At 45.5% G+C, this 20,800-nt stretch carries 15 protein-coding genes; 8 read left to right on the top strand and 7 right to left on the bottom strand.

From position 1 onward, the window contains the following. The first annotated feature begins 80 nt into the window (after nt 1–80). The 7 genes from AC1DM9_RS04555 (at nt 81) to AC1DM9_RS04525 (ending at nt 9,145) form a co-directional block, all read left to right on the top strand. Nucleotides 81–992, top strand: coding sequence for an AraC family transcriptional regulator (locus AC1DM9_RS04555; protein WP_477508864.1), 912 nt, complete (start codon nt 81–83; stop codon nt 990–992). 51 nt (nt 993–1,043) lie between these two features. Further along, the gene (locus AC1DM9_RS04550) at nt 1,044–2,609 is read left to right on the top strand and encodes a response regulator (RefSeq protein ID WP_477578772.1); all 1,566 of its coding nucleotides are present in this window, start codon (nt 1,044–1,046) and stop codon (nt 2,607–2,609) included. A gap of 12 nt (nt 2,610–2,621) precedes the next feature. Beyond that, nucleotides 2,622–4,382, top strand: a complete 1,761-nt coding sequence (locus AC1DM9_RS04545) for a sensor histidine kinase (protein WP_477578770.1) — start codon at nt 2,622–2,624, stop codon at nt 4,380–4,382. A 110-nt stretch (nt 4,383–4,492) separates the two neighbouring features. Further along, nucleotides 4,493–6,172, top strand: coding sequence for an ABC transporter substrate-binding protein (locus AC1DM9_RS04540; protein WP_477578768.1), 1,680 nt, complete (start codon nt 4,493–4,495; stop codon nt 6,170–6,172). A gap of 161 nt (nt 6,173–6,333) precedes the next feature. Continuing rightward, a complete protein-coding gene (locus tag AC1DM9_RS04535; protein WP_421924217.1) occupies nt 6,334–7,242 on the top strand; it encodes an ABC transporter permease in 909 nt (302 codons plus the stop codon). A gap of 19 nt (nt 7,243–7,261) precedes the next feature. Beyond that, complete coding sequence (locus AC1DM9_RS04530) at nt 7,262–8,182, top strand: carbohydrate ABC transporter permease (protein ID WP_339204221.1); 921 nt, start codon at nt 7,262–7,264, stop codon at nt 8,180–8,182. A 198-nt stretch (nt 8,183–8,380) separates the two neighbouring features. Further along, on the top strand, nt 8,381–9,145 hold the full coding sequence (locus AC1DM9_RS04525) for a helix-turn-helix transcriptional regulator (RefSeq protein ID WP_477578766.1): 765 nt from the start codon (nt 8,381–8,383) through the stop codon (nt 9,143–9,145). 32 nt (nt 9,146–9,177) lie between these two features. On the opposite strand, the gene AC1DM9_RS04520 is transcribed toward AC1DM9_RS04525, so the two are convergent. The 4 genes from AC1DM9_RS04520 to AC1DM9_RS04505 all read right to left on the bottom strand — a co-directional run bounded on the left by AC1DM9_RS04520 (nt 9,178) and on the right by AC1DM9_RS04505 (nt 14,427). Continuing rightward, nucleotides 9,178–10,728 (bottom strand): carboxylesterase/lipase family protein, encoded by a 1,551-nt coding sequence (locus AC1DM9_RS04520; RefSeq protein ID WP_477578764.1) that lies wholly within the window; start codon nt 10,726–10,728, stop codon nt 9,178–9,180. Nucleotides 10,729–10,824: 96 nt separating this feature from the next. Next, nucleotides 10,825–12,582 carry a type 2 periplasmic-binding domain-containing protein gene (locus AC1DM9_RS04515; protein WP_477578762.1) on the bottom strand — a complete coding sequence of 586 codons (1,758 nt, stop codon included), beginning with the start codon at nt 12,580–12,582 and terminating at the stop codon, nt 10,825–10,827. 43 nt (nt 12,583–12,625) lie between these two features. Beyond that, complete coding sequence (locus tag AC1DM9_RS04510; RefSeq protein WP_477578760.1) at nt 12,626–13,576, bottom strand: carbohydrate ABC transporter permease; 951 nt, start codon at nt 13,574–13,576, stop codon at nt 12,626–12,628. After that, nucleotides 13,573–14,427, bottom strand: coding sequence for an ABC transporter permease subunit (locus tag AC1DM9_RS04505; protein ID WP_477578758.1), 855 nt, complete (start codon nt 14,425–14,427; stop codon nt 13,573–13,575). Before AC1DM9_RS04505 ends, AC1DM9_RS04510 begins: the two co-directional genes overlap by 4 nt. Nucleotides 14,428–15,010: 583 nt before the next feature. Here AC1DM9_RS04505 and AC1DM9_RS04500 point away from each other — a divergent pair. After that, entirely contained in the window at nt 15,011–16,234 is a 1,224-nt protein-coding gene (locus AC1DM9_RS04500) for an SGNH/GDSL hydrolase family protein (RefSeq protein ID WP_477508871.1), read from the top strand. A gap of 249 nt (nt 16,235–16,483) precedes the next feature. Here the strand turns inward: AC1DM9_RS04500 and AC1DM9_RS04495 are convergent, their stop codons facing one another. From AC1DM9_RS04495 to AC1DM9_RS04485, 3 genes are all read right to left on the bottom strand, one after another. Beyond that, a complete protein-coding gene (locus AC1DM9_RS04495; RefSeq protein ID WP_477508872.1) occupies nt 16,484–17,491 on the bottom strand; it encodes an endo-1,4-beta-xylanase in 1,008 nt (335 codons plus the stop codon). A 124-nt stretch (nt 17,492–17,615) separates the two neighbouring features. After that, nucleotides 17,616–19,130 carry a glycoside hydrolase family 43 protein gene (locus AC1DM9_RS04490; protein WP_477578756.1) on the bottom strand — a complete coding sequence of 505 codons (1,515 nt, stop codon included), beginning with the start codon at nt 19,128–19,130 and terminating at the stop codon, nt 17,616–17,618. Nucleotides 19,131–19,163: 33 nt separating this feature from the next. After that, nucleotides 19,164–20,693, bottom strand: a complete 1,530-nt coding sequence (locus AC1DM9_RS04485; RefSeq protein ID WP_477508874.1) for a glycoside hydrolase family 43 protein — start codon at nt 20,691–20,693, stop codon at nt 19,164–19,166. Nucleotides 20,694–20,800: the final 107 nt, after the last annotated feature.

The raw sequence follows: 20,800 nt of genomic DNA, 5'->3' as shown, positions 1-20,800 counted from the left end.
CACGAAATTGATATTATAAATTAACTTATAACTCTATTTTGTTTATAATTAACTCAATATTGATAGGGTGGTGAATATCTTTGCTGGAATACCGTCTTCTGGAAAAAGTTCTGCACGGCTCCTCTGACTTTCCGTTCGCCGTCTATAACGTAGATTATCTTTCGGGAAATCAGTCTATTCTTCCGTTGCATTGGCACGAGGAAATTGAGCTGATTTATATTCGAGCGGGACAGGCCGTATTCTCCGTGAACCATGTGGAGATCCATGTGCAGGCTGGTGATTGTCTGATCGTCAATTCGGCAGAACTCCACAGCGGCTATTGCAACTCCGCATACGGATGCTCCTACACCGCTATCGTATTCAAGCTATCCTGGCTATCCGCCCTGCATCCCGATTTCTGTCAGGAGCAATGTTTGAATCCACTTCTTCGAGGAGATCTTTTGTTCCCTTCCCTGTTGACTCGACGGCGAGTGCAGGATCGTCTATTGATCGACCGAATCGAAGATCTGCTCACGGAATACCGCGTCGAACGCGAAGGATTTCAGCTTGGTGTCAAAGGACGGCTTTATATGATTCTCGCAGTTCTCTACCCGCATTTGATTCCAAAGCAGCTATACGAACGCGCCAATCCTTTAAACACGAACAAGTGGAAAAACATGATTCAAGTGCTGGAGTACATCAACAAAAACTACAAATCTTCGCTCACGCTCGACGATTTGGCATCCATCGGCTCCATATCGCCGTCCCATCTATGCCGGCTGTTCAAAGAGCTGACGGATATGAGACCACTCGAATATATTAATATGCTCCGCGTCAACAGCGCCGCGCTGATGATCCAATCCGGCTCGTGCAGCATGCTGCAGGCAGCTCTCGAAAACGGCTTTCAGCAGCTTAGCTACTTCTCAAAGCAATTCAAGAAATATAAGGGAATTTCGCCTTCAACGTTTAAACGCCTGCAAGGGAATGCATCATTACCGAAAGAATCGCTGTAGTTAAACAGCCGTAGCTAAGGCCGTAGTTTGTATCTCAAAGGAGGAAAAACCATGTATAAGGTGCTGATCGTGGATGACGAAATTTTTGTGCGCAAGGGCTTAATAAGTCTGATGGATTGGTCGTCTATGCAATTTGAAATTTGTGGCGAAGCGGAAAATGGGAAGCAAGCACTGGACCTTATCGAACAACAGACCCCGGACCTCGTCATTGTGGATATACGCATGCCCGTGCTAGACGGTCTGGAGCTGATTCAAAAGGTGAAAGCGGAATGCGAGCATCAACCGCTGTTTATTATCTTAAGCGGGTACCCCGATTTCTCTTATGCTCAGCAAGCCTTCCGCTACAATGTGTCGGATTATATCCTGAAGCCCGTTGATGAACAGGAGTTTACATCCACTTTGAAAAAAATAGCCAATTCGCTGAATCAAAAACAGCTCTTATCGATAACGAGAGAAAAGCCGCTTATCGAAACCGTCATCGAAAGTTTGCTGCAGACCGAACCAAGCGAGCAAGTGATGGCGCGGATTGCCCATGCGCTGGAACTTCCACTCTCCTCTTCCTATACGTATATCATTGCAGAAATACAAGATAGGCTGCCTCAAGGGGCAATTGACTATTTTCCAGCACTGCAAACGGCACTCCAGCAATATTTTCATCATGAGGGACAAGCTCTGCTTATTCATGTACGCGCGTACAATCAATATGGCTTTATTGTGCCTCAGTTGTGGCTGGACGAGCAAAACAACGCAGAGCGGACGAACTACGCCAAGCTGCTTGACATGCTGGAGACGGAGCTTGCAACGACGATAGCTTTGTTTATAGGCCATTCGACAAGCCATTTAAAACAAATTGCTCAATCCGGAACCAGTGCCGAGGAATGCTTGAATTATCGTTTTGCCGCAGGCTTTAACGGCATCTTTATGGCATCGGACCTGCATAAGCTGCCCTTATATTACTTTGATGTGGATGAAGAACTGCATAGCAAGCTCATCTATGAGATTGAAGCCAATCAACTGAAAGGTTATCACTCCGCCATTGATGCCATTTTTATTTCCTTTCAGGAGCGGCATTTCGCTCCAGGTGCCGTTACGAATACAATTAGGCGAATCATGATTGCTATCATCAATATCATCCGGCAGCTGGGAGGAAACGAAAAAGATCTGCAATGGTTGGACGAATTGCTTAATTGGCAGATGAAATACCGCAATTTGAAGCAGATAAGGCATGTTTTCTTGCAGTTTATAGAAGAAGCGGCTAAATATATCGCGGAGAAGCGAGGCGAAAAGAACGAGGGCAGTATTGAAAAAGTGAAAAAATATATCGACAGCCACTACAAAGAAAACATCTATTTAAAAGGAATAGCTGCCGAATTCCATATGAATCCAGTCTATCTCGGTCAGTTGTTTCGCAAAAATTACGGCGTTTATTTCAATGAGTATGTGCTGTCGCTTCGCATAGAGGACGCCAAGCGGCTGCTGCGGCAAACGAAAAAACGCATGTACGAAATCGCGGATCTCGTAGGCTTTCAAAATGCCGATTATTTTGCCGCCCAGTTTGAAAAGCTGGAAAACATGACGCCAACGGATTATCGGAATAAGATTATCGGTAAAAAATAAGGAGGCTCCCCCGTGCTCAACTATCGGCTTCATCATCTGAAGCTCCGAAATAAACTGGTCTTCATTTATATTGTATGCGTATTCATACCGATCGTACTGACTAACGTGATGTTCTATCATGTGACTACCATTAACATCAAAAATCAGAAAACGACAGATGCGGAACAAGCGATAAATCTTTTAAAAGCCGAATTTGGGGCAGTCATTGAAGATGCAGCAGGTATTTCCTATCTGTATTCGATTAACAAGCAGCTCAACAATCATTTAAACACCCTCCATGCCTCTCATGACCACTATGTGGAGTCTCTAAATGCCATATCCAATCTGTTCAACCGAGCCGACAAGGAGTACAAATCCATCAGCTCTGTTGTGATTATGAGCGACAATCCGTCGATACTGGCTTCGAGCCATATCATCAGGCTCGAGAACGAGATGCGGAATACGGATTGGTATCATCAAATTAAAAATTTCAATAACACGTATCCCTATTTGTATGTGACGTCCGACAGTATCAGCGTTATTCAAAAGCTATCCGATCCCCGGTTTGAAACCTATGAGCATGTCATGAAAATCGACTTAAATATGAAATACATTAACCAAATTCTTGATTTATCCAGCTTTGAGGGGGATTTTTACTTTATGGATCCGTCTTCTCAAGCTCGATACGGCCGTCTGTCCAACGGTCAACCAAGTGATCTGATCAAAACAGGACGGACACTAAGTCTCAAGGAAATACCCGTACCGAATAAGGCGATCATCATTAGCAAGCAATATCATAACAACCGCTATTTGGGAGACTGGACGATATACGGAGTATTGGATGAAGAGAAAATTTTATATGATGTCCGGCGATCAGGGCAATTTATCCTTTGGTTTGCAGGGATTAATTTCCTTGTGCCTACGATTGTGATTGTTATTGTTTCCCGCTCGATCCATACACGCATTCAAAAGATTCTGAAACACATGAAATCCGTAAAAGGCAAAAACTTCGAACGTATTCCTTATCATCGAGAACGGGATGAGGTCGGCGAGCTTGCAGTGGAGTTCAACCGAATGAGCGAGAGGATTGAGAATCTGATCAATGATGTGTATGTTACAGAAATTCAGAAGAAAGAGCTGGAGCTAAGCCAAAGACAAGCTCAACTGCACGCGCTGCACAGTCAGATCAACCCCCACTTTTTATTCAACGCGCTCGAAACGATCCGAATGCGGAGTCAGATGAAGGGCGAGCTGCAGACGGCCAAGACGATTCAGAACATGGCGAAAATTTTCCGTAAATCAATTCTTTGGAAGCGAAGCTTCGTTACGATTCGCGAGGAGCTTGAATTAATGGAAAGCTTCCTGGAAATTCAGAAGTACCGTTTCGATACGAAACTAGAGTTTCATATCGAGGTGGATCAATCCTTGCTGGATATTGAAATTCCGAAGATGACCTTTTTGCCATTTGTAGAAAATGCAAGCATTCATGGCATTGAGAGTGTGCCAGGCATCGGTTATATTACGATTCAGATCGCGCAAGAACAAGGTCAGATTGTCTTCCTTATTGTAGACAACGGGGTAGGCATGGATCAGGAGAAGATCAGCGAGCTTCATCATTATCTCCATGAGGAAGCGATTATGGGCGATTCCATCGGAATGAAAAATGTCATTACTCGCCTGAAAATATGCTACGGTGAATCGTTCAGCTTCACGATTGACAGTTCTCCAGGGGGAGGCTCACGGATCATGCTGCGTCTACCGCTGGAAAAAAAAAAGATAAATTCCGAGCAATAAGTACTTAATTATTCAAAGACCGATCTAAGCTTTGCTATATAACAATCATAAACACTATCTTCTATACTGAAAGTGCTTACAATACTTTGATAGAGAAAGGGGATACAGCAATGCGCAACAAAAAATGGCTGCAATCCAGCCTGGCCGTTCTAACGGCTATGACAATCCTCCTTGCTGGCTGCTCAAATAATGATGCAGGAGGAAACAAAGCGGCAGAAGGAACGAAAAGCGAGGTAAGTACAGAACCGGTAACCTACGATTACTTCGCTTTCGGTACGAATAAAGACGTGCTTGCAAGCAACACAACCATCGGCAAGATCCTCCAAGGTCAGACAGGTGTCGATTGGAAGATGGAATATGTAGTAGGAGATGCAAGCACAAAGTCTGGAGTCATGATCGCCGGCGGCGATTATCCTGATGTCATCTCTCCAGTAGGCGAGCTTTCTAAGCTTCTGGATGCAGGCGCATTCATCCCGCTCAACGATCTGATTGAGAAGTATGGTCCTAACATCAAGCGTGTCTACGGCGATTATATGGACAAGATCACGAATGAGGACGGAAACATCTATATTCTTCCTTTCACGGCCAATGTAAACGGCTACTTGATGGAGCCGGACGCGTCCAGTACATTTTGGATGCAAAGACGTGTACTGAAAGAATTTGGTTATCCGGAAGTGAAAACGCTTGATCAATATTTTGATCTGATCGAGCAGTATCAAGCCAAATACCCTACGGTAGACGGAAAAGGTACGATTGGCTTCCTTACTTTCGCTGGCACCCCTGGCGAGTTTTTCACCATCACCAATCAGCCGATGCATCTAGCCGGATATCCAAACGACGGCAACGTCATGGTTGACATGCAAACTCATGAAGCCAAGCTTTATATGGCTAGCGAATATGAGAGGCGCTGGCTTTCTTCATTAAATGCGATGAACCGGAAAAGCTTGCTTGACCCGGAAACCTTTACTGCTAACAAAGACCAGTACCTCGCTAAACTTACGTCCGGCCGCGTGCTCGGATATGTCAACTATGCTTGGCAGATTGGCGATGCTACCAACAATTTGAAAGCGGCAGGCAATGACGACCTACGTTATGTGGCACTTCCCATTGTCTTTGACGAAAGCATAACAGATGCCTATATCGATCCTCCCTCCTTTGTAAACAACCGAGGGCTCGGAATTACCGTGAGCGCTGAGGATCCGATACGAATCATTAAATATTGGGATAACCTGTTGACCGAAGAAAATCAGAAGCTCATTCAATGGGGTGAGAAAGATGTCGCCTATTCGGTAAATGAAGAAGGCCGTTTCATCATGAGCAAGGAGCAAGTAGCCAACCGCAACGACAATGAATTCAAACGCAAATACGGCTGGGCATACTTCGATTATGAGTGGCCGCGTTATGGCAACAACTCGGTGTACGAGGACGGCAACGCTCATGTGCCTACTAGTCAGCCAGAGGTAGCGGCGGTTAATTACACGGAGGGCGATCTAGCCCTGCTAAAGGCCTACGGTCTGAAGACCTTCTCCGGCTTTTACTCCGAACCGGTAGAACGCGCTTGGTACCCTGCCTGGAGTATCGAGAAGGAACAAGGCTCTCCTGAACAAATCTTCAATCAGAAAGCAGGCGATCTACAGCAGAAATACTATCCAAAAATGGTGTTCGCTTCTGAGACAGCCTTTGAGTCCATTTGGAATGAATACATCGCAGAATTTAATAAGCTAGGTTCTGCTGGATTTGAAAAATTTGTTACCGCCAAAGTAAAGGATCGTATCGAAGGCAATTGGTAGACAGCAGGATCTGAATGATAATAATGAACCGGGAAAAGTGAAGCCACTTCACTTTTCCCTTCTAAGCTTGCTCAAGAGAGACAGTTTTAGCCGGAAGGGAGACGGATCGGGTGAAGAAACATGCAGTACAGCTGGCAGGATCGACTTCTGTCGATTCGCGCCTGAGAACCTTATTCAAAACATTATCCAAACAGAAAATGCTAATGCTGATGTCATTGCCTTTTCTCGTCTGGGTTATCCTATTTAAATATATTCCGCTCTGGGGATGGACGATTGCCTTTCAAAAATTCAAATTGGCAAAGGATCTTTTTGACCAGACCTGGATCGGTTTAGATAACTTCAAATCTTTGTTTCAGGAACAGCAGTTTTATCTAGTCCTGCGTAATACGCTCGTTATGAGTTCTATTAATCTGGTACTGGGATTTGCAACGGCCATTGTGCTGGCGCTGCTGCTAAATGAATTGCGCAAGGTTTACTTCAAGCGAACGGTGCAGACGATTAGCTACTTGCCGCATTTTATTTCATGGGTAGTCGCTGCAAATATCGTGCAAACCGCACTCGCGCCAGAGGGTATCGTCAATGTATTGCTGCTCCGATTGCAGCTCATCGATCATCCTATTTTGTGGTTGGGAGTTGGCGAATATTTCTGGGGAATTCTCGGAGTAACGGAAGTTTGGAAAAATGTCGGCTGGAATACCATCATTTATTTGGCCGCTATTACAACGATTGATCCGACTCAATATGAAGCGGCTGAAATGGATGGCGCTTCGCGCCTTCAACGGATGTGGCATGTTACGCTTCCGGGCATGAAGCCGGTCATTGTCATCCTGCTCATTATGAATTTGGGCCATATTCTGGAGTCCGGGTTCGAAGCACAGTACTTGCTGGGGAACGGTATCAATGTTGAATTTTCGGAAAATCTGGACATCTTCGTCTTGAAATACGGGATGCAAATGAATAACTTTGGCTTGGCGACCGCCGCCGGGATGTTTAAAACCGTGGTCAGCTTCATCTTCCTCATCGCAGCCAACAACCTCGCCAAACGAATGGGCGAAAGCAGATTGTACTAATTGAAAGGAGGCAAAGGCTATGGAACAAGCCAAATCAGCTCGAAATTCATCGATAGGCGATAAAATATTCGATGTGTGTAATATTATTTTTATGATTATTCTGGTTATTTTGACCCTTTATCCCTTCTTGAACATGTTTGCCCTGTCATTTAACGATGCGAATGATTCGATTCGAGGCAGCATTTATATTTGGCCACGCGAATGGACGCTGAGAAACTTTGAATATGTGTTCAACGAATCCAATGTGTTTTATGCGACCTTTATCTCCGCGGCGCGCACGATTATCGGGACAATCATCTCCGTCTTTTGTACAGCGATGCTGGCCTATACCATTAGCCGTCCTGAATATGCATTGAAAAAAATGGTATCTATGATCTTTATTTTCACGATGTATTTCAGCGGCGGCTTGATTCCGACCTACCTGCTGACCAAAGAGCTTGGGATGTTGAACAGCTTCTGGGTATACATTATCCCCGGCATTATCGGCGTGTTTAATATGATTGTTATCCGTTCCTTCATTGAAGGATTGCCGGAGGGCATTATGGAGTCGGCCAAAATGGATGGTGCTGGAGACTTTATCACATTTACGCGCATTGTGCTCCCGCTTACTATACCGGCTCTTGCTACGGTGTCTCTATTCGTAGCGGTATCCCAGTGGAACTCCTGGTTTGATGTATTTTTGTACAACTCTTCCCGGCCAGAACTAAGCACCTTGCAGTATGAACTGATGAAGGTATTGTCTACATCAAGCGCTACAACGAGCTCAGGCGGCTCGGCTGCCGATGCCTTTGCTAATGCCCAGGGCAATGTAACGACGGTTACGCCAACATCGGTTCGCGCAACGATGACGATAGTAGCCAGCTTGCCCATTATTATGGTCTATCCGTTTCTACAGAAGTATTTTGTCAAAGGGATGGTCGTTGGCGGTGTGAAAGGTTGATGACAACTATAACAAAGCTTCAACTAACGAGAATATAACTTTTTAGCCCTTTCGCTTCCGCTCGGAAAGCCGAAAGGGCATAATTTCAATTCAACCTTTTACCATTAGTTTATATTATTGGTTGTTGTAACGCATTTGAATATTAATCCATAAATTTCTTCTACTTAATATAGTAGATCTAATTACAAGGAGGGGCTCATGACCCATATTCATTATGTAGAATGCAATACTACGCACGAAAAAAATTTTGTTATCGATGTCCCCATTGGCAATCACTGGCTCCTTGTCATCAACAAAACTCCCGCACAATTCTGGGTCAATGGCGAATTAAAGGAATATCCCGCCCATAACGCCATTCTCTATTGCCCGCAACAAAAAGTATATTACCAGGCCTGTGCGAATCAATTCGTCAATGACTGGATTCGCTTCGAAACCAATGAACCTTACTTTACGGAATCTTCGCTTCCGTTAGGCGTTCCCTTTTTTCTAAATGATCCGGACTACTGCTACAAGTTATTTGAACTGCTCGTCATTGAACACAGCTTTAATCGAGATTACAAAAAATCCTCCATTGACTGTTTACTCCGTACGCTGTTCAACAAGCTATTAGAATCTTACTTTCAAGTTGACATTTTGCCTCAACATTATCCTTTATTGAAGCTTCGCATCGCCATTCAAAACCATCCTGGCGATTATTGGACGGTTTCGAAAATGGCGGATTATCTCTGTATCAGTCCGGGCTATCTTCAGAATATTTACAAAAAGACATTTGGTACCTCTTGCATGGATGATGTCATCAACAGCCGCATTCGAATGGCCAAAGAATACTTAATTCACAGCAATCAGAGCATTGCTGAAATAGCCTCTCTTAGCGGTTATCATAATGTGGAACACTTCTGCAGGCAATTCAAACAAATAACGGGGTATTCGCCAAGAAAATTTCAAAAGCATGCAAATGAATAATTTCCATCCCGGACAGCTATGTCAAAATCGGTTCATCCGAATGAAGGGGCGCTGCGGTTCAGCCTGTTGTTCTTGAAATATTGTTCCACTAGAAACTTCATAATTTCGCTAGGCTGCTCCTTAGAAAACTCGGCCCGATCTGCGAACAGCATCCCATACGGGGCTTCGGGTGTATAGGGCTCCCATTGCGGCAATTCCTCTCCTGTAGCATCGAGTCCGTTCGGGTCTCCCGACTGGATGAAATTCACCCAGTAATTGCACATCTGGCGCGCCAAATCATAATGTTTGCCTACAAATGGTCTCCAGCATTTAGCGAGCGTCTCGAAGAAAAACCAGAGGTCCACCGAGTGAAAAGTGCCAGGGTTATCCCAACCCGGTATTTCAGCATCAAAATTATAGTAATACAGCGGGGTATCGGCACCAGCATCGGCGCTCCCTTGCGCAGCAATTCGAATGGCATATTCAATGCCGCTCACCGAGGCCTTCTTCTTGCTCTCTTCGAGATGATCAGGCTGAACGCTGCAAAGCTCCATAAAGGTATCGGCATCATTGCCAAACAAAGCGATGGCCATTTGCTTGAAGTCGTCAATGGTGTCGACTTGCGGAACGCTGAAAAACTCGGTGGACGTATGACCGAACATTACCGGTACCATCCAGCGCTTGTTTTGAAGAAACAATTCAAACGGGTTACCCAAGCTAAACACTTGATCTGCGACGGTGCCCCAGAATCCATGGTACTCCACCGCCTTGTCGCGGAGATACACCGCATCCAGCTTCCTGGCTTCTGCAAGCGAGGATATACCGAGATACTCAAAAAACCTCACACCGTCCTGTTCCGCTTCTGCCAAGCTGCTCCGAAGAAGCGGCATAAGATTTCCCGGGTATAACGGAGTAAAGATTCCGCTTTGTATAATTGCCCTTTGAAAGAGCCCTTCATTCTGAGGTGAAGTAAGCTGGCTCATGACGCTTCCACCGCCGGCGGACTGCCCTCCGATGGTGATATTGTCAGGATCGCCGCCGAAAGCTTCAATATTGCTCTTGACCCACCTTGTAGCCGCCTGCTGGTCGAGATTGCCGAAGTTAGCGGGAGCTTCTGGGGCTTCCGCCGTAATGTCGGGATGGGACAAGAACCCAAAGACATTCAGACGATAGTTGATCGTAACCACAACGATGCCCCGTCTAGCCATGCGTTCGCCGTCAAACTCCATTTCGGAAGGATGGCCAACTTGCAGTCCTCCGCCAAAATACCATACATAGACTGGTAGTTTTTCATCTGCACGATTGGCTGGTGTCCATACGTTTAGGTAAAGGCAATCCTCGTCCATCGCAATGTCAGGTTCCACGGCCCACTCCCGGGTATAGATATTATTTTCGTCGATCTCTTGTCTCACCTGCATCGATATCGGCGAGAATTCGAATGCTTTGAATATGCCTTCCCAATCTTGCGCGGGCTGAGGGGCACGCCAGCGGTTTTCGCCTACAGGTGGAGCGGCGAATGGGATTCCTTTGAAGCTTGTAATTCGCGGATCCGCTGCTGGAAGACCCTGGACCATTCCATTGTTAACCTTTATGACTCTAAGCAATGATAACGACTCCCTTCAATCTAAGTAATCTAGTAAAGGAGAGGAGTATGATTATTCATTCATACCCCTCTTGTTTGAAATTATGAAAGATTTTATTTATTTGCTTGCCAACGCTTCAGCACGCATTTGAACGATTTTTTTAGCTTTTTCCGTATCCGAGGCAACGACATCATTCCAACCCAGACCCACCACATCTGTCTTCATCTTTGCCCACAGCTGGTCGAAATCCCCTTGATTTTTTGCGAATACCATTTTCCATGATGTGTTTTTTACATAATCCGATATTTGGCTTCGCTTGTTTTTGATATCTGATGAATCAACACCGAAACTTGTATTAATGTTAGGTACAATATCGATCATATTATTTTTCAGGTAGTATTCTGTTGCGTTCGTTGCATTAAATGTACTCTGCCAATCTGTCGTTAAAGTTGTCTTGTTAGCTTCTTTTGTAGAGCTCCAGTAATTATTGTTATAAAACTCTCCTGAATCGGGGTCCTTCACAAAATCGCTCATGATCATACTATTGATCTTGCTTTGGCCATCCTGGTACCCGCCGCCCCCGTATTCCTCCGGAACAGGTGTATTCTCCTGAAATGCCGTTTGACCGACTTGGGTCAGCTTAAACTTGCCGTCTGCTGTCTTTTCGTAGTTGAAGCCTTCAAAACCATTCGTCGTGTAGCGAAGGCCTTCAGGAGACACGAACCAATCCAAGAATTCCATAATTCTGTCGGGTTCCTTGGCTTTTGAACCGACTGCAAATACTCTCCCGCTGCCGTAATAAGCATCGCTGCTTTGAATGATTCGGGTGTCAGCGATCGGAACTGCGACATTCCCATCTCCGTTCATCCCTCTTTCAATCGAGTTGTAAAACCCTCTTTGCCATGAGTACCACAAAAGAAGCACCTGCTTGTTGGTAAGCTTCTCAGCAACCTTGTTCCAGTCCTGAGATGCCGAATCCGGATCGATCAGTCCCATTTGATTTGCAGTAAAATAGAATTGCACAATTTTTTTGTACATACTGTTGTCATCGATGAGCGGAACGATGTCGCCTTTTGCATTCAACTGTATCGTAGAGGTACCATTTGGCTGTTCATAACCGTACCAGTTGCTCAACCAGCGTACATTTTCCATCCCCCCGCCGTCCCAATCCTTCCACAGCGTGATCGGAACGATCGGTTTGCCGTCTGGCGTCTTAGGGTATTCTGCCTGCATCTGCTTCAGTACATTCAGTAGATCGGTCAGATTGTTCAGCTTAGGAGCTCCTACTCCCTTATAGTAATCCCAAGGCAGGATTGGACTGGAGTAAGGCAGTTCTTCTGAAAATGTCGTTGGTGAAGTATCCGCTACAAAAGTCGGCAGACCATAAATCTTGCCTTCCGGATTTACTTTATCAAATCCTCCATTAAAAGGCTTGAAGTGATTGTCCACATATTGTGACAGGTACTTCGTATTCGCAACCCGATCGGTGATATCCATAACAAGACCTACCGGAATCAACTCTTCCAACTGACTATTCTCGATGATCAGAATATCTCCCAGATCACCTGCTGCCGATCTTGTCTTGTATAACTGGTCGCCGGCTACCTGAGGTGCAAGAATGTTCAACGTAATATTAAACTTGTCTTTGAGAAGCTTCCCATACCACCCGGTCTGCTCTCCTTGGTAATTTGCCGCGTTGCTGAATACGGTAAGGGTTAGCGGCTTGCTGTGATCAATCTTGGTGTGGTTTTGTGGTCCCGATTCATTAGTGCTGGGCTCCGATTTGCTGCAGCCGGCCAATGCTGTTGTCACCATGAATAKGCAAGTAAACAACACCACCATCGATTTTTTCACCGCTTTATGACGATTACTCAATGGTAAACCCCCTCAATTCATTTTTTTATTATAATGGTGCAGGTTAGCCTTTCACTGCCCCTATCATAATCCCTTTTACAAAAAACCTCTGGAAGATCGGATAAACCAGCAATATAGGCGCAACAACAATAATGGTAACCGTCATACGGATTGATGTTGTCGTTTGCTTGGTTGCCAGAGTTGCCATGGCTGTAGAACCGGCATTTTGAAGATTGACCATGGTAGATAATGAGCTTGCTTGATTGATATAGTTATATAAAATGAACTGCAGGCTATACAATTTGCTGTCTGTGACGAGCAGCAGTGTATCCTGAAAAGAGTTCCATTGATCCACCGCTGCAAATATGGCAACTGTAGCCAATATCGGCTTGCTTATAGGCAATATCACTTTGAAGAAAATGGTCATAACCCCAGCCCCATCGATACTTGCAGCCTGCTGCAATTCCTTAGGCGTTGATTCCACAAAGGTTTTTACAAGAATGATAAAAAACGGGGCTACTATTGTCGGCAAAATGTAGGCCAAAAAATGGTTTGTCAGATGCAAGGAGCGCATGGTGAGATACCACGGAATAATTCCTGCATTAAAAAACATCGTAATTATTGTGAAGCGGTACCAGAACTTTCTCCCCCACATATCCTCCTGAGAAAACATGAATCCCAAAAAGGCTGAAGCCCCAACGGTCAAAGAAGTCCCGATCAGCGTTCTTCCCAAAGATACAACGGCAGCGTTCCATAGTCCCGGAATCTTAAATACATCCAAGTAGTTCTGGAAATGGATTTGCTGCGGGTAGAATACAATATCACCTCTGGCGCTAAGATCATTGGCACTTATTGTATTGATAATGATAGAGTAAAATGGAAAAATACAAATTAGAGCAAACAGCGTATACAAGGTATAAATCAATGATGAGATCAAGATGTCGGTTATGCTGGAATGCTTTTTGTTGTTGTTGTTAACAGTGTTCGCTGCCAGGCCTGCTGCTTTTTCGCTCATACCACGCTCTCTCCTCTTATCATTTTTGATAATCCATTCACTGAAAAGAGAAGCACAACACTGACCAAGCTCTTCAGCATGCTGATCGCAACAGAAACGGAATAGCTACCGCCCCCCATGGCTAGGTTGTACACATATAAATCCAGAACCTGTATGTTTTCTTTGTTAAATGCATTTTGAAAAACAAAATATTGCTCCAAGCCGTTATTCAGGAAGCTCGCAATTTGCAGCATTAACAAAACAAAATAAGTTGACATCAGACTTGGTAAAATCACATGCCATATGACCTGCATCCTTGTCGCACCGTCTACACGCGCCGCTTCATAAAGGGATTCATCTATACTCATAATGGCTGCTATATACAGGATGGCTGACCAGCCCAATGTTTTCCATATTGACCACCCCCACATGGTGATCCATACATGTTCAGAGTCTTGAAGGAATAGGATCGGAGAATCGATGAGTCCCAGTTGATTCAATAGGCCGTTAATGATGCCTTCACTCGATAACATAGAAAAGGCCAGTGAATAGACCAGTACCCAGCTGATAAAGTTTGGCAAGGTCGTTACCGTCTGCACAAACTTCCGGAAACGCAAAGCTTTTATTTCATTCAAAAATATAGCAAATATCATTGGAAGCCATGAGAAGAGCAGGCCCAAGCCGCTCATCCCAAACGTATTTTTGATAACCTGAAGCAATTGGTCTATCTTTACTTGGTTTTCAACTAAGGAACGAAACCACTTGAAACCAACATAAGTGGATTGAGACAAAGGTGTCGGCGGCGTATAGTCAAAGAAGGCATAAACCCAACCATATAGCGGGTAGTATGCAAAGGTAGCAAGTAAACCCATGAAAGGCAGTATGTAGAGAAATTTTTTAATAGATTCACTTCTCATCCTGTATTCTTTTATACGCACCATGTAATCCCCCTATAAATAAAATGTTTGGAAGCGCTTCCAATATTGTAGAAAAGAAATATTTCGCGATGTCCAGGCAACCGGGTAACACTCCCCTATCCGTGCTTCCATTTCCTTTCCAGCCCATACACCTCCGTAAATGCATTGTTTATTATTCGATTAATTACCAACTTTCTAATAAATAGTAAATTACCAGCAGCCTAAAAACAATGATCTATACTCACGTATAATTGATATATTCTGCGATGGAGTGATTGTAAATTTACTAGCCAATACTTCCAAGAAATTCTTAATGTGCAATAAAACCTACTTTTCAACATTTAGGATCCATCATATTAGTTGTTATGTAAAACAAGTACAGTACTCCTTTTCGTATAAATGGATGCGAATACTGCTAGCCAATCTATTTCGTTATCATGGCTCGAATTTCTGAACCTTTAACTATACTTTGACGGGTTTGCTGTTCGGTTGGTTTGTACTAAGATAGACTAATTGAAGCTAAGAAAGGGGAATCACAATGACAGATGGTCTATCCTTGAACGCAACTGAGAAGCTCGTTGATGTTAACTCGGAGGCTTATCATGAGATGATCGCCCAATCGCTGCTTGACAAAGGCAACAATAAGCGATTGAAAGCCGCCATTGAAAAGGCTAAGAGAGGCGATAACGTTACGATTGCTTTCATTGGCGGCTCCATTACTCATGGAGCTGGAGCAGACCCGCTCCATACGTCCTGCTATGCTCACCAAACATATACCGCTTTTAAAGAGATGTTCGGTAAGGACGGAGGTAATCAGATTCGCTTTATTAAAGCTGGCTTAGGCGGTACGCCTTCTGAACTGGGCATGATTCGCTATGAGCGAGATGTCCTGAGAAACGGAACGGTTCAACCGGACATCGTCGTCGTGGAGTTTGCCGTCAATGACGCTGACGACGAGACGAAAGGGATTTGCTACGAGAGTCTCGTACTGAAAATCCTGGCCGCCGCCAATTCGCCTGCCGTCATTCTGCTGTTCAGCGTGTTCGAAAACGATTGGAATCTGCAGGAACAACTTTCTCCTGTAGGCTATCATTATGATCTTCCCATGGTAAGCGTGAAGGATGCAGTTACAAAACAATTTCAAAAGTCGAAGGACGAGGGCAACATCATTTCCAAGTCGCAATTTTTTAGCGACATCTATCATCCGACAAATATGGGACATCTCATCATGGCCGACTGCTTGCGCTCGCTATTCATGGAGACCGATCGTTGCGCACCTAATCAAGAGGAAATCGTCCTCGACAAACCACCGATGTTCGGCAACGATTTCGCCGAAGTTCGTTTGCTGGATAGAGACAATGGTTCTAGTGTAGCAAAGATTACGGAAGGCAGTTTCTACGCATCCGATACCGAACTCCAATTCGCGGAGATGGATGATCATCCATACGGCACAGCCCAATTCCCCGACAACTGGATGCATACATCTGAATCCGGCAGCGACAGCTTCACGATGACGATTCACTGCAAAAGCCTGCTTCTCATTTATAAAAATTCCGGAAGCAACGACTTCGGAAACGCCGATATTTGGGTTGACGGCAAGCTTGTTAAGGTGGCGGAGTCCCAAACCGTCAAGTGGACGCGTTGCCACGCCCTCATTTTATTTCGGGAGCAGCAATCGAAAGAGCATACAGTGGAAATCAGAATGGCGTCAGAGCATGAGAGCAAACGATTTACAATTCTTGGTTTCGGCTTCACACAATAGTCACTCGCAGCTCATTTTGTATTGAGAATTTCTTATTACTGATCTTTTCACCTGCATATTCAAAAAAGCATATTTAGGGAATCGCCTACATCATATAAGCGACATTTCTATATATAATAAATGACCATACAACATGAAAGCCCTTCTAGCCCTGGTATACCCGGGCAGAAGGGCTTTCATGTTGTATCGAATCGCATGATCACCTAAGCTAAGAAAGCTTTACGATATTCTTGCTTTTAAACGTATCTGCTATCTGCTGACCAACTTGTGGTACGATCCTTTCGGCAGTTGTTCCTTGTCGAACAGCAATGGCCAATTTTTGCGCCCTCTGACTGGGAAGTTGTCCAACCAAGTATAATCGTCCGCGGCCCCCCAGAACGTCACGCTCGTCAGCACATTGCTATATTCGCAGAACAGCTGGAATAACTCGGAATACCTATCCTCCTGAAGACTCATCATCTCGGAAGTAGGCGATATCAGATCGGTTCGCTTATCTTCAAACTCGAACACCGACACGTCCATCTCCGTGATATGCAGTTTGAGCCCCAGCGAAGCATAACGTTCAATTGCAGTTCGGATATCGTGCAGTGACGGATGGGATAGATTCCAATGCGCTTGCAGTCCGATACCATGAATTGGCACGCCCTTCTCCTTCAGAGATTTTACCAGTCTATAAATTTTTTCCCTCTTCTCAGGTACGGACTCGTTATAATCGTTATAGAACAACAGCGCTTCGGGATCGGCTTCATGCGCATATTCGAACGCCTTGGAAATGAATTCCTCACCGACGATGTCGAGCCATTTGGACGAACGAAGTTGTTCTTCGCTACTATCAGATATGGCTTCATTCACGACATCCCATGCATAAATTTGACCCTTATAACGCCCAACCACTGTATTGATGTGGGCTTTCATTCGCTCCAACAGCGTATCGCGATCAACTAGACCTCCAGTCTCATTCTCGAACACCCAAGCAGGCGTTTGATTATGCCAGACCAGCGTATGCCCTCTTACTTGCATTCCGTTTACTTTCGCGAAATTCATTATTCGATCCGCATCCTCGAAAGTATATTGGTGTTCTGCAGGATGCAAACGCTCGAACTTCATCTCATTTTCAGCCGTTACACTATTGAAATGATAAGCCAACAACTCGCGTTGTGTGACCAGCGTCTTCATATTTACAGCTGCACCAATTAAAAACTGCTGACTAAACGATTTATGAAGTTTTAAAGATCCTTCATATCGGGAATTGTCCATTTCTCCGATCGCCTCCTCTTCATGTATAGGTTGACTTTAAACTTAATTTGATTGCCGATTTAGAAGAATATAGCGTTTTCCAGGTAATATGGGAAAAGCTTTTATTGTTCGTATGGATAATTTGTTACTTTGATTCATAATCGAACCAGTCAAAATGGGCAAGCGACTCCGATTTGGCGCCATTTCCGGTCGCATACAAGGCGAAGAGCACGCCAGTAAATCCGCCAGCCACTTCCGTTGCAAGAAGAGAGGTCTCTCCATGGCCGAACCAGAATGGTTCTCCGTTGCCATCAGAAAATCCGAAAGCATACAGGTCGCGATTTGCGCTCACATGAAGCACGATAGAATCGAACGGCCACGGCGCCTCGTTCTCGATCTTCCACAAGCTGCCAAGCTTTCTACGGAAAATTACTTTGCACACGCCAGCAATACGAGTCACAGCAATCTCATAATGGAAGCGATCGTTCATATAAACGGTAATGCCCGCTTCCTCTCCGTCACGCTCAGGTGCAAATTCCATATGTGTAGACACGCTGCAATCGAAATGCTGTTGTCTTCTCGCTAGAAATGCAGGCGCTCCGATTTCATTCAACGTCGTCTCGTTGCCCTGCAGCGTTAGACAACTATCCTTCTCGCTAAGGGACCAGTTATCCGGGTTGGGTGAACGCATAAAATTCCAATACGGTGCAAGCGCCGCCGCATCGAAGTTGTCCCGAACTGGGGCAGCGGCTACAGGCAGCAACGGAAGATTGCCTGCCGGCATCGTCTCGCTGACCGTTCCGTTATCGCCAATGGTCGGCCAACCCTCTTCCGTCCATGTGACGGGAGAAAGAAACGTCTCTCTGCCGAGATGGTGTTTATTCGGATAGCCATGCGGCCTGATGCCAAGAAATACAGCCCACCAGTCTCCGTCCGGCGTTTGAACGAGGTCTGCGTGTCCCGTTGCATGAATCGTTTTTGACTGGCTGCGATGGGTTAAGATTGGATTGTGCGGACAGCTTGCGAAAGGTCCATTCGGACGTTCGCTTCTAGCGATCGTTTCCATATGGCCGTATTCGGTGCCGCCTTCGGCAATCATTAAATAGTACCAACTGCCGACACGATAAATATGCGGTGCTTCCGGGTACTGGCCTCCTGTTCCCGTCCAGAGGAAAGCAGGATCAGTCAGCCTTTTGCCGGTTTTCGGATCAATCTTGCTTTGATAGATGCCAGGCCCCTGATCCCCGTGAGCAGAGGAAGTGAAATACAATGTTCCATCCTCATCGAAGAACAAATCTGGGTCTATGCCGGGATGGTCGACGAATATCGGATTCGACCATTCCCCGCGCGGATCATTCGTATGTACGAAGAAGTTACCGCCGGCGGTAACGTTCGTCGTCACCATATAGAACGTTCCGTTATGCTCACGGATCGTAGGCGCGAATATGCCGCCGGAGCTTGGTGCACGGCTTAGATCGAGCTGCTCGGTCCTTGTCAAAACGTGACCGAGCTGCGTCCAATTCACAAGATCCTTGCTGTGGAACAGCGGAACACCCGGAAAATACTCGAAGGAACTCGTTACGAGATAATAATCATCGCCAAAGCGACAGACGCTTGGGTCCGGATGAAAACCGCTTATAACCGGATTGTTATAATTCAAGCAAGCGCACTCTCCTTATCGTTGCGAAATTAGTTAAATCAGACTCACATAGCGGAAGTAATCGAAATCAACGAAACCGCCAGCTTGCTTCGTGGCGTAATTGTACAGCCCGAATCGGTAGCCCATAAAGTGTTCAAGCCTATATTGCATATGAAACGGATCTCCGATCACAACCCAATTCACTCCGTCCGAGGAATAGCGGAACCAGGCAATATCCTCGCGATCGCCATTATCGAACTGGCACTCTATTTGCAAATAGATTTGGTCGCCCTCATACTTTACGCGTTCAACTGTGATTTCGCCTTGACCGTCGTCCACTCTGCCATTGACGCACATTGCTACGTAAAAATCGCCGTTGTCATCGACCTGAATACCGACCGAGCCGAAAGCATATTGCAGCGACACTAACCCTGCACGGTCGCCCGGTTTCATAGCCTTGATGTCCATAAACGTTGTACCGACACATGCCGGACCTTCTGTACGCTGTGTTAACGTATTGCGGGCAAATTCTACGCTATTCGTGATATGACCCGTCGTTAGGCGCAAGCAGCCCGGTCGCTCCGTTACCGACCATTTACCATTGTCGGGATTATGATTCCATTGCCAATGAAGCGCTAGACGATTCTCCCCGTAATCAAACTCATCACTGATGACAAGCGGCTTTGTCTCCGAGCTGGGCAGCTTCACTTCGAACGTCTTAGGCGCTTTGCCCTGTTGCCCCAGAACTGGCCAGTCATTATCCCAAACGACCGGCAGAACGCATGGAATACGGCCAACGGCCCCGTGATCCTGGAACAGTACCGCATACCAATCCCCTTCTGACGTATCAAAAATGCCACCTTGTGCGATGCCATTGTTGCGATAATCCATTTGATCATCGAGTACTAGCTTGTGCTCGTATGGACCGAGCAGATCACGTGAACGATAGCATAGCTGTCTGCGGCGCTTGTTACCTGCATTTGGCCAATCGATGAAGAATAAATAATAATAACCATTGATTTTGTAGGCATGGCAGCCCTCGGCACGAAGCATAATTCCGTCTCGTTCCGTCTCGAGCAGCAATTGATTGATGCCGTCCGGCTTCAGAGCAGTTGCTTTCTCAGACAGCTCTGTAATTCGAATATCGCCATTGCCGTGGAAGACGAACACACGGCCATCGTCGTCGAACAGTATGCTCGGATCATGGTGAAGTCCTTGAATAACGCTTCGTTCCCATTTCCCGTTCTCGATATCCTCAGTCGTATACACATAGAACTGATTCATATCCAGACTCGAGAAACACACATAAAAGATACCGTCGCGATAGCGTAAGCTGGCAGCCCATGATCCCTTGCCGTAAATGCCTTTACCGTCAAGCAAATTGTGCGCGTCATTATCCTCGAACGTCTCGTATACGTAATTAACAAGCTCCCAATTCTGCAGGTTTTCGGACTTCATAATCGGACAGCCTGGCATCGAATGCATGCTTGTACTTACCATATAGAAGGTCGATCCTACACGGATCACGCTCGGATCCGGAACGTCTGCCCAGATGACCGGGTTCGTTATTGTCGTATTGTTCATCGCTAGCTCCTCCTAGTAAGGCTGGATTAGTCCATCATCCAACCAGTCTAGCCTGTATGCGCCTCGGCAACAACCCGTCTATCTATAGGTTTTCCTACACAAATTAT

The organism is Paenibacillus sp. 01T431, from assembly GCF_056398625.1.
Note: the sequence above shows the minus strand (reverse complement) of the source record. Positions and strands in the feature narration are given on the sequence as shown.

Coding starts and splice junctions, on each gene's coding strand:
- AC1DM9_RS04550 (WP_477578772.1), top strand. CDS start 1,044: ATGTATAAGGTGCTGATCGTGGATGACGAAATTTTTGTGCGCAAGGGC.
- AC1DM9_RS04540 (WP_477578768.1), top strand. CDS start 4,493: ATGCGCAACAAAAAATGGCTGCAATCCAGCCTGGCCGTTCTAACGGCT.
- AC1DM9_RS04530 (WP_339204221.1), top strand. CDS start 7,262: ATGGAACAAGCCAAATCAGCTCGAAATTCATCGATAGGCGATAAAATA.
- AC1DM9_RS04525 (WP_477578766.1), top strand. CDS start 8,381: ATGACCCATATTCATTATGTAGAATGCAATACTACGCACGAAAAAAAT.
- AC1DM9_RS04510 (WP_477578760.1), bottom strand. CDS start 13,576: ATGAGCGAAAAAGCAGCAGGCCTGGCAGCGAACACTGTTAACAACAAC.
- AC1DM9_RS04505 (WP_477578758.1), bottom strand. CDS start 14,427: ATGGGTTTACTTGCTACCTTTGCATACTACCCGCTATATGGTTGGGTT.
- AC1DM9_RS04500 (WP_477508871.1), top strand. CDS start 15,011: ATGACAGATGGTCTATCCTTGAACGCAACTGAGAAGCTCGTTGATGTT.
- AC1DM9_RS04495 (WP_477508872.1), bottom strand. CDS start 17,491: ATGGACAATTCCCGATATGAAGGATCTTTAAAACTTCATAAATCGTTT.
- AC1DM9_RS04485 (WP_477508874.1), bottom strand. CDS start 20,693: ATGAACAATACGACAATAACGAACCCGGTCATCTGGGCAGACGTTCCG.